Below are 12261 nucleotides of genomic sequence, written 5' to 3' on the forward strand. Positions count from 1 at the left end.
GCATTATTCCTTCATGCCCACCCCCGAAGGCGGCACCTGGCACTGAATAAAGCGAAGATAAAACAAGGCGTAGGCGCCCTAAAGAGCGCCCGGTGGGGTTACTCGCGTCAAACCTTGCTCGTCGCGGTGGTATCAACCAATGCCATTTCTTCACTGGTAAGTAGCTTGTCGATATCCACCAACACCAGCATGCGATCTTCCAAGCTACCCAGCCCACTCAAGAAGTCCGAGGAAAGCGTCACCCCGAACTCGGGAGCCGGTTTGATCTGGTCCGGCGTGAGTGTCATGACATCCGAGACACCATCCACGACGATACCCACCACACGATCGGCGACATTGACCACTATCACCACGGTCTGACCGCCGTATTCGACGTTTTCCAGATGAAATTTAATGCGTAGATCCACGATAGGCACGATCACGCCACGCAGATTGGTCACACCCTTGATGAAATCAGGGGCATTGGCAATTCGTGTGACGTTTTCATAGCCACGAATTTCCTGCACTTTGAGGATATCAATGGCGTATTCTTCTTCCCCGAGGGAAAACACCAGAAACTCACGATTTTCCGCTTCGGCGGCGAGTACTGCCCCATTATTTGCCTGGCTCATGATGGCTCGGCCTCCTTATAAGAAAGTTTTTTAGAATTCAACGACTTATTAGATTCTTTCTTGGCCCGACTCAAACGATGCAGGCCACTGATATCCAATATCAACGCCACACTGCCATCGCCCAGGATGGTGGCGGCAGAAACTCCCGGCACCTTGCGGTAGTTGTCTTCCAGGTTCTTGACGACGACTTGCTGTTGGCCGACCAGTTCATCCACCAACATGGCATAGCGCCGCCCTTCCCCTTGAACGATGACGGCAATGCTTTTGGTGGGATCGGTAATTGCCCCTTCCACATCCAGCACTTCATGAATGGCAATCACCGGCAAATACTCATCACGGACTTTCAGCACTACGTCATCGCCCGCCATGGCATACATCTCGCCTTTTGCCGGCTGCAATGATTCAAGGACCGTGGAGAGTGGCAGAATAAAGGTTTCTGGGCCTACCTTGATCGACATGCCATCCAGAATGGCAAGTGTCAGCGGCAAGACGATACGCGTATTGGTACCTTCACCCTTCTTGGACTGAATTTCGACGCGTCCGCCCATACCCTGGATATTACGTTTTACAACGTCCATGCCGACGCCACGGCCTGACACATCAGTCACTTCTTTGGCCGTGGAAAAGCCCGGAGCAAAAATCAGCTGCCAGACTTCTTCATCGGGCATGGTGTCGGAGACGTTCAAACCATTTTCTCGTGCCTTTCTCAACAGCACCTCTCGATCCATTCCGGCGCCATCATCACGGACCTCGATAAGAATATTGCCCCCCTGATGACGTGCCGATAGAACGAGCTTACCCGTACGCGGTTTACCCTTGGCTTCGCGCTCATCGGGCATTTCGATGCCATGATCCAGGCTGTTGCGAACCAGGTGAGTCAAAGGGTCGGTAATCCGTTCCACCAAGCTTTTGTCCAGCTCGGTCGACTTACCTTCGGTGACCAGTTCGATGTCTTTTTGCAGCTTTCCGGCGGTATCACGGACTACTCGGGGGAAGCGGCTAAACACGAATTCCATGGGAATCATGCGAATTGACATGACGGACTCTTGCAGATCCCGCGCATTGCGCTGCAGCAGGCTCATGCCATTCTGTAGCGAACTATTACCTACCGATTGATCGCCAAGGTCGCTGACCGTCTGATCCAGCATCGATTGGGTGATGATCAACTCACCCACTAGATTGATAATCTGGTCGACCTTATCTACCGAGACACGAATGGAAGATGATTCGGCGGCTTTCTTGGGCTTAGGCTTCTCCTTGGGCTCGGCTTTTTCAGGGGCATTTGCGGTAGGCTGCGTTGCTTCAGGCGAAGGTGCAGGCTCAGCAGCAGGCTTCGACGCTGGCGTGGCAATGTCGTTTTCAGGCGCTACCGGCGGGGTGCCGCCTGAAGGGGCGTCTTCGACGGGACGAATCTGGATTTGCTCGGGCTCGATGATAAAGCACATTACCGCTTCGATATCGTCATCGCTGACGTTGCTTTCCAGCACCACTTCGTAATTGGTTTCATCACCTGATTGCGATTGAATATCCCCGAGCTGCTCAAGCTCTTCGACCAGCAGGATACGATCTTTTTCATCGACCTTGATCAGGGCAACAATACGCTGGGCGGTCGCCTGAGCTGCCTCGGAAGGTGCCATGTCGGCATCAGACTCGGCGGACGCTTTCTCGCTTGCGGGGGCTGGAGTGGCATTAGCGATCGGTGCACCTGCTGCCCCGTCTAGCCCTTTACCAATTTCTTCCAGCGCTATCTGCTGTAAGGTCTGGCAGATACGCTCAAACGCTTCCTGATCCGGCTCTTCCTCACTGCGATAGGCGTTGAGCTGCTCGTGCATGATGTCCTTGGCCTCTAGAAAAGTATCAACGAGGTCGGCACGCAGAGCCAATTCTCCCTTACGCGCGTGATCCAGCAAATTTTCAAAGATATGAGTGGTTTTCTGCAGCACGGTAAAACCGAAGGTACCCGCCCCGCCTTTGATCGAATGAGCCGCACGGAAAATTGCATTCAGCTGTTCACTGTCCGGATCGTCGAGATCCAGATCCAGCAATTGCTGCTCCATGTCAGCAAGCAATTCCTCTGCTTCTTCAAAAAAAGTGTCAAAAAAATCCGTTATATCCATGCACAACCCACCTTGACGTCGTTTTTTTGTTGCAGGAGCCGGTCAGTCAGCACCCAGCTCCTGTTGCAAGTTTTCAAGCAGTTGTTGCTCGGTGTCAGTATTTCTCTGTGCCATATCTTGGCGGTTTTGCAGTAACAGAGGCGGCACCGAGGCTTTCGTCAATACGCCAGGGTTGCGAATAGCCGCAGCAATTTCCGGTAACAAGACGAGAAGCTCAATACGCCGGTTGACCGGATCAACCGACTCTGTATCCGACACGTCAACACGATCAGCAAATCCGGAGACGCGCAACAACTGCGCTGGGTCGAGCCCGCCTGCTACCAGTTCTCGACGCGAGGCATTGGCGCGATCATTTGAGAGTTCCCAATTGCTATAACCTCTGTAGCCTCCCGCATAAGGAACGCTGTCTGTATGCCCGCTGATACTCAGGTCATTGGGTAGCTCGTTGAGCAGTGGTGCGATAGTACGCAAAAGATTACGCATATAAGGCGCAACCTGATCGCTGCCCAACGCAAACATGGGCCGCTGCTCGGTATCCAATAGCTGTATTCTCAAGCCTTCCGTTGTGAGATCAAAGCGCATTTGCTCGCGTAGTTGACGCAGCTCAGGATCCACTGCAATAACACTTTCAATTCGCCGCTGTAAATCCTGAAAAAAACGCCGCTGCTGCTCACTCGGGCGAATATGACGAAGCGTATTGATTCTTGCCCGCTCGCCTTCGCTGTGTGTCGGGTCGGGCCCACCTCCGGGAATGGCACTCGTACTGCCTCCCCGGTCTCCTGAAATGGCGGAAATCAAAGGTGTACTGAAATAATCAGCCACCCCTTGCCGCTCCTCATCCGTTGCTGTACCCAGTATCCAGAGCACCAGAAACAACGCCATGAGAGCGGTCATGAAATCCGCCAGCGCAATCTTCCAGGCACCACCGTGGTGGGCGTGTACAACTTTCTTGCGTCGAATGACGATTATCGGGCGTTTGTCGCGGTTCTGGCTCATGCCCCCCCGGCCTTCTTCGCGTCACGCACGTAGTCTTCCAGCTCGGCAAAACTCGGGCGCTCCTGGGTATGCAATGCTTTACGCCCGAACTCCACCGCCAGTTGTGGCGCGTAGCCATGGAGGCTGGCCAGCAAGGTCACCCGAATGCACTGCAACATCTTTTCAGCTTCTTTTATCTGACGTTCGACGCGACTCGCCAAAGGGCTGATAAACCCATACCCCATCAATATCCCTAGAAACGTACCTACCAATGCATGGGCAATCATTTGCCCCATCTCATCAGGCCCGGCGTCCGCCATGCTCAAGGCTTTTACGACCCCCATCACGGCGGCCACGATACCGAAAGCCGGCATGGCATCCCCGACCTTGGCAATTGCATCAGCAGGTATGTGGGCCTCTTGCTCGAAAGCCTCGATCTCGTGCAGCATCAACTCATCGATTTCCATCGGCTCCATGCCGCCGCTCACCATCAAGCGTAGATAGTCGGTGAGAAAATCCATGATCATGGGGTCTTCCAACACTTTGGGATGCTCTTGAAACAATGGACTTTCTTGTGGGTTTTCGATATCCCGCTCGACACCCAGCATGCCTTCACGACGAATTTTGGAAAGTAACTTGAACTGCAGCGCCATCAATTCCATGTACAGCGCCTTGTTGTAATTCTTGGTCCTCTTGAGCTTGGGAAATATCCTGAAAGTGGCCTTGATTGCTTTGCCATTGTTGGCGGCAATGAAGGCACCCACGCCCGCCCCTCCGATCATCAGTAGCTCGGTCGGCTGGAACAATGGCCCGAGGCTTCCGCCCGCGAGCACAAAGCCACCGAAAACGGAAAGCAGCACAACCAGATAACCCAGCGGAATCAGCACAAACGGTGTCCTTACAGTTACACGACCAACGAGTTGTCGGAGACAGCATCACTCAACCGATCTCATGACGCGGACAGACCGACAACTTGTACAGGTACGATGACGAAGCTGGTATTTTCTTTATCAGTGAAAAGTACCATTGAGTAGCGCTACCATCCACAACCCAAGCATTTTTTTAATATTTTGTAGCAGGTGGTTCGCACAGAATTACTCATCAATTTCCTGTTCAGGCAATTTATTGAGCGCCTTTCGGGTCTTGCCGGCTCGTGAAGGCGGCTGACAAATACCACACACATAATCCTGTGTTGGGTTGTGGGCATGGGCAACATAGGAACCGCCACAACGCGTGCAAGACGTCAACTGCAGAAGGTCGCTTTCAAAAAAACGCACTAGGGTCCAGGCCCGGGTCAACCCCAGCACAGCGTCTCCTTCATCAAGCTCTACCTGTTCGGTGTAAAGCCGATATGCCTTGACGAAGGCATCGATACGCTCGCAGCATGTCTCACTTAACAGACTGATATATATGTTATAAAAGAGTGAAGAATGTATATTAGGTAGCCAAGTGACAAACCAGTCGGTGGAAAAGGGCAGCATTCCCTTAGGCGGCGACATGCCGCGCACTTCCTTGTAAAGCTTGATCAGCCGCGTTCGGCTTAGCTCGGTTTCCGTTTCCAGCACCTGCAATCTTGCCCCTAGTTCAATCAGCTCGATGGCCAACTGAACCTGATGCATTTCATCGACCAGGCTTTTCTGGCTCACGCTTTATCTCCCGAAGGAGAACTCGACTCCAGGCGCTCTCCTGCCAATAAAAGCGATGCGTGCAACCCTGCCAAACCTTGGTCTCGAGGGTTATGAGTCACCTGATGCAACCGCTCAGCGCTAGCATGGCTGAAACGACACAATAATTGATTGGTGCGCGACAGCTGGGTTAGCTGGCGAGCACTGAGCGAGGCCAGAAGATCGGCCATTTCTCCCGTAATCTTCAGACGAAACATGGCTACCTCGCGGTCCTCACCCAGCAGGCGTTGAGCCAGAAGCAAGTAGGCCAGATTCAGCTCTTGAATTTCATCGAGAAAATTGGTCTGACTCATGGTTTCCGCTCTTGGTATAAAAGTTACTGATGCAAAAAGTTAAAACAAAAATAAGAAGAAACGTGCCCATAGCGCAATTAACCAGCGGGAATCAGCTTTCTAGCGAGAGACTGATGGGAATGCTAATTCTATTGAATTATTTTTTTTACTTTCAGTCTATGGTTACATACAACCACTAAATTAACCAACCTGTGCATGAAACAAGCCGGTAGTATTTAGTAAAGGGGTAGTTATTTGGTTTCGGGCGGCGCAGCCGAGAGCTCATGTACCCAAATCAACAATTCCGCCACCACCTGGTACAAACCAGAGGGTATCTCGGCATCCAGATCCAACTGCATCAACAGGGCCACCAGCTCAGGGGCATCATGGACGTAGATGCCTTGGCGCTGCGCCTCCGCCATGATGCGTTCAGCCATTTCTCCGTAGCCTTTTGCAACGACTTTAGGAGCACTATCACCGTCTTGATAAGCCAATGCCACCGCTTGGCGGCGACGTTCACGCTGAGAGGCCATTGTCATCCTCCGGTTCTATCAAGCGTGCTTTTACCTGCACCTTACGCATATCCAATGCCTCTAGTCGCGCCTGCAACTGCCCCAGCCCCGCCTCCAGCCGCTGGTGCGTTTCCACCTGAGAAGTGGTCAGATCCAAACTTAGAGTGTCGCGGTAGAACCACAATGAGGCGCTAAAATCCCCCAGGCCTGGGACTTCGAGCTTAATATCCGACCGCCATCCCGAAGAGGCATCGTCTGTATCGTCTTGCTCTTCTCGTTCTTTCTCACGAGGAGGCAAGTTGATGACGAGCGCCATAAAAATGCCTGCCCATACATCCCCTTCCCAGCGAATCGTAGGCGTCACCAGCATTTCCAGCTGTTGACGTACGATACCTTGCAAGCTTTCTTGAACTACATCACTGGAACGACGTGAAGCAAGTAGAGTTTCCTCCATATCACGCCCACCTGCCGCTTCCAAGCCACGTCCTTGAATCGCGTCCGGAACACTAGCAGCCGCTGGGCGCTCCAGCAGAAGCGCTGTCGAGGCACCTTGTTGGGTAGTCGCCGGCGTCAGAACAGTGTTAGGCAGAATTTTCCCTTGGCCCACATTAGCCTCGGCTTTCGGGGAGGAAAGAGGGGATGCAAGGGGCGCCGCTAATAATGAGACGCCCTGTCCTTGTGCTGGGCCAGCCGATACTGGTGCAACGACACGCCCTGTCTGAAGCATTTGGGGCTCACGGGCGAGCTGCTGGCGTGTGGTTTCGCCTTGATACCAACGTTTCAGATGGGATTCATAAAATAGTCCACTATCACGAATACTGCTTTCGATTCGGCTCGCCAGAGTACTCGCAACCGGCGGCTCGCCAGCCTGCATCAAGGGTGCCGGTGTACGCACTACGGAAGGAGGTGCCGGAAATCGCAGCAACACATCGGCGATGCTTCTCGCGGCAGGACTGAAGTGAGTTTGCGTTGATACCGGGGCATTGGAAGAGTGCTCTCCACGCGGCAACGACCGTGCGCCTTCCGGCAAAGGCATGCGCTGAAGGTCGGTCAATGGCGGAGCGGGACGGCCGTCCAGGCGCGAGTCACTACGCAGAGCGCGCGGCCCTTCACCCGACAACACCGGTTTGACCGGCTCATTCAGTACACGCTGTGCCGGCGCCTCACCGCGTCGCCCCAGCACCTCATGGAGCAGGGTATCTATCAGTGGGTTAATCCCACTCACAGCGACCTCTTACCAGATAATTTATCCAGATGTGCCGGAATCTCTTCCGGCGCCTCAACCGCTTCGCTATGCCCTACCGGTGCCTGCTGAGGGGCATAAGCTCGGTGCAGGCTACGCTGTCGTTGAGATACGCCTATCAGCTTACCCAGTTCGTCACGACGTTCGACAAGTAATTGGCGCATTTGTACATCATGCTCAAGAATGCTTTCAAGCAGGTCGGCCTTTTGCTGACTATGTATGGAATCCAACGTGATGGAAGCATCCAGCTGCTGTAACTCATCCACCAGCAAGACATAGTGAGTCCGTTGCTCGATGAGTTCCGCCCACTGCTCTTGATGCGCCAGCTCATGCATATGCTTGACACTCGCCAGCAGCGCCGCATAAGCCTTCAGCAAGGCGTCCTGAGCATCCTGAGTGTCACGACGAGAAGACATTAGCGCCTCATGCACTTTGCTGGCCGATTTCACGCCAGGCGGAAGCGATATCTTCAAGTAAGCGTTCTGCCTGGTTCAGGCTTTCTTCATCATTACGCAGGTTGGCTGACAACAATAAACGGGCAATATAATCATAGAGCGATCCCAGCCGCTCAGCGACTTCACCGCCTTTTTCCTGGTCAAGTGCTGCCGCCAGACCATTATTGATAATATCCAGAGCCTTGGAAATCGCCTTGCCTTTTTCTGCTGTGTTGCCCGCCTGAAGATGAATACGTGCAGCACGGATAGACGCCTGAGCACCATCGAACAACAGCACAATCAGCTGGTGAGGGTTGGCTGACATCACGCCACTTTCAACGCCTACCCGGGCGTAGGCACTGGCTCCACGGCCATAAGTTGCAGCCCCACGAGTCACACTCATGAATTGGTTACTCCTGTTCAATGGGTTCAGCACGCCGCTACTTGCGTTGCTATTACTACCGCTTATCGGCGTCTGATAACACGACTTTAATTGCCCTGGACCGCATCAGGTCGAAACAGCCACTTCTCCCACTGGCTTTCCCAGCTTTTCCAATACGTTACCTCGAATCGACGCACCCAGATTTTCTCGGGTAGGCGATTCGTTCACCTGGGTGAGCTGTACTTCCACCGGGTTGCCCTGGCCATCAATTCGCTGAATCCATGCCAGTTGATCGCTGGAAAAACGCACCAAGGAGCCAATCGGCAGCACCTTGAAGTGTTGTACATAACGTCTCATCCAGCGTGGATCAAACTGGTGGGGATGGCGCAGCAAGTGGCGGTAAATTTCCTGGACGGTTCGCGCAGGGCGGTCAATTCGGTTACGACGCATTGCCTCGACCACATCCACTATGGCGCTCGCCCTGGCCAATTCATGCAGCTCGTCACCAATCAACCCCGCGGGATAACCGCTGCCGTCCATGCGCTCATTAATGCCCCCGATGACCGCCGTGGCGATCTTTCCGGAAAGCCAAGTGCAATTTTTCAAGCGATCCAACAGCAAGGGCACATGCTCGCTCAGCGTTTGCCGATGGGGCGCTTCAAAGTTTGCTGACTTGAACAATACTTGCGGCACCAGCGCTTTGCCCAAGTCATGCACTAAAGCGCTGGCGGCAATCGCCTTACGTACATCACCGGGAATATTTTTCCCCACCAGATCCAAAAGATGAATCGCCACGGCGAGCCCGTGCCTGACCAGTAATGGTTCAGGGGTCATGCAACGCGAAGCAAACAGCAGCGCCTCTCTATCCTCGTCATGCAATACCAGTAAACGATCGGTATAACGAGACAGTTGACGCGAATCGATATCACTGCCTTGCTGCAACGTCAGCATCTGGGCATCCAGATAGGCGGCCACTTTTACCAACCGTCGCGCCATGGGCGTCGCATAGCGCTTGACGTCACGTCGGCCGATGTTCTCATTGGCCGTGCTTTTACCTTCTTTAGGTTCGAACAGAGGTGAAGGCAGGCGGGCACCCTGCACATCTTTTTTATAGCGCGCCGCTTCACGTTCGATTTCACAGACGAAGTACCAGATCTGGCGTTCTTGCTCGGTACTGCAATCGTAAAAACGACATCCTAGGCGTAACAGTTTGTGATCCGCATCAGTTTTCTGATGGCAAGGCGTGACGTCAGCAAGAAAATGCGTGCCATCAGGAAAATGGAATTCAATCTTCAATGGAGAGGAGGCAGACGCAAGGAGGCCACTTGCCGCCATCGGCAATTCAAGCTGGCAACCGTCTTGAGATAAATCACGCAGGTCTCCCTGAACGGCCATATCATCCTCTCCGTACAGGGTAGCGATTACCTCCATGCCCATACGCAACTCAGCACGAAAGGATTCACGCCTTTGCAGAACTTCCAGGTATTCGGGGTACTCACAGCAACACAGAAAGCGCCCCCCGGAACGGCGGGTTTCGGTCAGCACCAAGGGCGAGGTTCGCACGAGCTTACCTTCGGTCTGGCCACTCAAACAAAACCGTGTGCCCTCCTCCAGTTCCGCGAGCAAGTGAGTCACCGAGGAAAGATCCACGACCAGCATCTGACCCGAATGCTGCTCCATCAATACTATAGGTTCACGCTCAGCCTCAGCCTGCTCCACTTGAAGTGAAACACCACCGGTTTCCACAAGCGCGTTCAGCAATGCCTCGATAGATACAGGCCCGATTACTTTTTCAAACTCGTCTTGCTGCGCTGCCATCCTCGCCTCGCTTTCATATAACTCAGTGATAATTTCACGACCGCAGGAGGATAACAGATGCTGCCACAAGGACGTATCCAGATAAGCATCGAGCGTGATTTGTTCTTGCTTTCCCCACATACCGACATGGCTTGGCCGGCCATCACGTATCTACAAATGACCTAGATCAACCCTTCTTCATATTAATAACCAGAAACCCAACCTCCTTTTGCATAAATAAACTTACTGATTACTATCGATAACTGTCGGCTCATCACCTTTCGAACACGCAAGGCAGTCTTCACACCGACATTGTCACCATGGCTCCGACCTTCAGAAAGGGAACTCTCAATGCTGCATCATCAGAACAAGAATACGTCTTCTCAAGAGATACAAGACGACGATGTGCTGATTTCAAAAACCGACCTAAAAAGCAAAATAACTCATGCTAACCAAAGATTTATTGAAGTAAGTGGTTACAGTAACGAAGAGCTGCACGGATCACCACATAATATCGTTCGCCATCCGGATATGCCGGGCATCGTGTTCGCTGACATGTGGAAAGACTTACTGGAAGGAAAGTACTGGACTGGCCTGGTCAAGAATCGACGCAAAGATGGCACTCATTATTGGGTAAGAGCGAATGTGGTTCCCGTACGTGAAAATGGACAAGTGACAGGATTTGTATCGATTCGCGTCAAACCGGAACCTGAAGCGGTAAAGGAAGCTGAAAATGTTTATCGCAGCATCCGTAATAATGAGCATCGCTATCGCGTCAAACATGGCACGGCCTATCGAAGCAGCCTTTGGCATCGATTGATCAATACCTTCACTCGCTCGGACAACCGACATGCTCATGCTGTTGCGGTCAGTTTTGCCATTGCGCTAACGGTCGGAGCACTAGGCGGATTCGCAGCAACTCAAGCTAGCTCATCTATGCACGCTTGGTTATCGTTAGGCGCGGGTATAGTACTCGGCCTTATTGTTAGCCTGCACAGCTGGTTTAATCATTTACGTCTTCATCAGCTGATGCGGCACGCCACTGATTTCTCCCTGCAACTTGCCGCCGGCAATCTTGCCGTTCAGCCTCTCACCACCCGAGGCAGCATCCAGCACACTCTGTCTTCCATGGGTTTTATGCGCCAATCACTGGAGGCCCTGATCAGCAATATCAGTCAAAGAGTCGGCGTGGTACGTCCTTCCGTCGAGAAGTTACTTGAAAGCAATGAAGCCATGGCTATACGTATCGAGCAACAGGCATCAGCCGTTCAGCAAACAGCTGCCAGTACGGAGCAAATTTCCTCGACTGTGGCCCAAAGTGCCGAAAATGCGCAACTAGCAAGCCAAGCTTCATTGAATAATGTAGAAGAAGTGGATCATGCCAATCGCGTTATCCAACAGCTGAGCAATTCCATGGAAAAAATCGCCCGCCATACCGAAAATATGGCCGGCATGGTCAGCACCATTGACAATATCGCCTTCCAAACCAATATCCTGGCACTCAATGCTTCAGTGGAAGCTGCACGTGCCGGTGAGCATGGAAGAGGGTTTGCCGTGGTAGCGCAAGAAGTGCGTAAACTTGCAGAGCAATCGGCACATGCCGCGCAACAAGTGCAACAATTGATTACCCAGGCCCAGGAAGGCGTTCATGGAGGGCGTGAAAATGCCACGGAAGCCGAACAGGTCATGCACACGATTCGAGAGGCAAGCCATCGCGTCAATGACTTGATGGGAGAAATTAGCGCCGCGTCCCAAGAACAGAGTCAAGGCATTTCACAAATCAGCCAAGCAATTACCGAAATCGATCGCGCTACTCAAGACAGTGCGGCCAATATGCAAATCTACATTACAGCCACCACTTCATTGCGTAGCGAAGTCAATGGGTTGGCGCATAGCACCTTTGCCTTTCTTCCCGATGCACAGCTACAAAGTGCTCAAGCCTTGCTAAGCAAACCGCCAGTTATTAACGACAAGCAAAACAGTATCGAGACACCCAACCGCTCACATGCGCTGCTCCCTGCACACAAGCAGCCCGAAACAAGCTGGGAGACGTTTTAAAGCTGGCAATTGAGCAGATAATTTCCAGGAACCGCAAAAACTGACTGCATGGTAATGAACTACCACGCCTAAGCGGCTGCGCCGTTAGACGTGGTTTCACTCGCTCGTTGGCGAGCTTCTAATGTCAATGGGTGATCAATGTGCGTAATTGACATGGGCGTGTCCACAACGCCCT

The 12261-nt window shown here is 52.7% G+C and carries 12 protein-coding genes; 1 reads left to right on the plus strand and 11 read right to left on the minus strand.

Annotated elements, in window-relative coordinates; genetic code table 11:
* Positions 1 to 107: 107 nt before the first annotated feature.
* The 11 genes from cheW to DU506_RS09905 all read right to left on the minus strand — a co-directional run bounded on the left by cheW (position 108) and on the right by DU506_RS09905 (position 10049).
* Positions 108 to 611, minus strand: coding sequence for a chemotaxis protein CheW (cheW, locus tag DU506_RS09855; RefSeq protein WP_114486768.1), 504 nt, complete (start codon positions 609 to 611; stop codon positions 108 to 110).
* A complete protein-coding gene (cheA, locus tag DU506_RS09860) occupies positions 608 to 2728 on the minus strand; it encodes a chemotaxis protein CheA (protein ID WP_114486769.1) in 2121 nt (706 codons plus the stop codon). Before cheA ends, cheW begins: the two co-directional genes overlap by 4 nt.
* Before the next feature lie 42 nt (positions 2729 to 2770).
* The gene (gene motB, locus DU506_RS09865; protein ID WP_114486770.1) at positions 2771 to 3724 is read right to left on the minus strand and encodes a flagellar motor protein MotB; all 954 of its coding nucleotides are present in this window, start codon (positions 3722 to 3724) and stop codon (positions 2771 to 2773) included.
* Complete coding sequence (gene motA, locus DU506_RS09870) at positions 3721 to 4590, minus strand: flagellar motor stator protein MotA (protein WP_114486771.1); 870 nt, start codon at positions 4588 to 4590, stop codon at positions 3721 to 3723. Before motA ends, motB begins: the two co-directional genes overlap by 4 nt.
* Positions 4591 to 4797: 207 nt before the next feature.
* On the minus strand, positions 4798 to 5349 hold the full coding sequence (gene flhC, locus DU506_RS09875) for a flagellar transcriptional regulator FlhC (RefSeq protein ID WP_114486772.1): 552 nt from the start codon (positions 5347 to 5349) through the stop codon (positions 4798 to 4800).
* The gene (flhD, locus tag DU506_RS09880) at positions 5346 to 5681 is read right to left on the minus strand and encodes a flagellar transcriptional regulator FlhD (protein WP_114486773.1); all 336 of its coding nucleotides are present in this window, start codon (positions 5679 to 5681) and stop codon (positions 5346 to 5348) included. Before flhD ends, flhC begins: the two co-directional genes overlap by 4 nt.
* 230 nt (positions 5682 to 5911) lie before the next feature.
* Positions 5912 to 6193: an EscU/YscU/HrcU family type III secretion system export apparatus switch protein gene (locus DU506_RS09885; protein ID WP_114486774.1), complete on the minus strand. Its 282-nt coding sequence runs from the start codon at positions 6191 to 6193 to the stop codon at positions 5912 to 5914.
* Positions 6177 to 7397: a flagellar hook-length control protein FliK gene (fliK, locus tag DU506_RS09890; protein ID WP_114486775.1), complete on the minus strand. Its 1221-nt coding sequence runs from the start codon at positions 7395 to 7397 to the stop codon at positions 6177 to 6179. Before fliK ends, DU506_RS09885 begins: the two co-directional genes overlap by 17 nt.
* Positions 7394 to 7831 carry a flagellar protein FliT gene (gene fliT, locus DU506_RS09895; protein ID WP_114486776.1) on the minus strand — a complete coding sequence of 146 codons (438 nt, stop codon included), beginning with the start codon at positions 7829 to 7831 and terminating at the stop codon, positions 7394 to 7396. Before fliT ends, fliK begins: the two co-directional genes overlap by 4 nt.
* Before the next feature lie 7 nt (positions 7832 to 7838).
* The gene (gene fliS, locus DU506_RS09900; RefSeq protein ID WP_114486777.1) at positions 7839 to 8252 is read right to left on the minus strand and encodes a flagellar export chaperone FliS; all 414 of its coding nucleotides are present in this window, start codon (positions 8250 to 8252) and stop codon (positions 7839 to 7841) included.
* A 105-nt stretch (positions 8253 to 8357) separates the two neighbouring features.
* Entirely contained in the window at positions 8358 to 10049 is a 1692-nt protein-coding gene (locus tag DU506_RS09905; protein WP_114486778.1) for an HD domain-containing phosphohydrolase, read from the minus strand.
* A 330-nt stretch (positions 10050 to 10379) separates the two neighbouring features.
* Between DU506_RS09905 and DU506_RS09910 the strand changes: the two genes are divergently transcribed.
* Positions 10380 to 12086 (plus strand): methyl-accepting chemotaxis protein, encoded by a 1707-nt coding sequence (locus DU506_RS09910; protein ID WP_114486779.1) that lies wholly within the window; start codon positions 10380 to 10382, stop codon positions 12084 to 12086.
* Positions 12087 to 12261: the final 175 nt, after the last annotated feature.

Source organism: Vreelandella rituensis (genome assembly GCF_003336665.1).
GTDB classification, from domain to species: domain Bacteria; phylum Pseudomonadota; class Gammaproteobacteria; order Pseudomonadales; family Halomonadaceae; genus Vreelandella; species Vreelandella rituensis.

Bases quoted from the DNA above. Each gene is read 5' to 3' on its own strand.
- cheW (WP_114486768.1), bottom strand. From the start codon at position 611: ATGAGCCAGGCAAATAATGGGGCAGTACTCGCCGCCGAAGCGGAAAAT.
- cheA (WP_114486769.1), bottom strand. From the start codon at position 2,728: ATGGATATAACGGATTTTTTTGACACTTTTTTTGAAGAAGCAGAGGAA.
- motB (WP_114486770.1), bottom strand. From the start codon at position 3,724: ATGAGCCAGAACCGCGACAAACGCCCGATAATCGTCATTCGACGCAAG.
- flhD (WP_114486773.1), bottom strand. From the start codon at position 5,681: ATGAGTCAGACCAATTTTCTCGATGAAATTCAAGAGCTGAATCTGGCC.
- DU506_RS09885 (WP_114486774.1), bottom strand. From the start codon at position 6,193: ATGGCCTCTCAGCGTGAACGTCGCCGCCAAGCGGTGGCATTGGCTTAT.
- fliT (WP_114486776.1), bottom strand. From the start codon at position 7,831: ATGTCTTCTCGTCGTGACACTCAGGATGCTCAGGACGCCTTGCTGAAG.
- fliS (WP_114486777.1), bottom strand. From the start codon at position 8,252: ATGAGTGTGACTCGTGGGGCTGCAACTTATGGCCGTGGAGCCAGTGCC.
- DU506_RS09905 (WP_114486778.1), bottom strand. From the start codon at position 10,049: ATGGCAGCGCAGCAAGACGAGTTTGAAAAAGTAATCGGGCCTGTATCT.
- DU506_RS09910 (WP_114486779.1), top strand. From the start codon at position 10,380: ATGCTGCATCATCAGAACAAGAATACGTCTTCTCAAGAGATACAAGAC.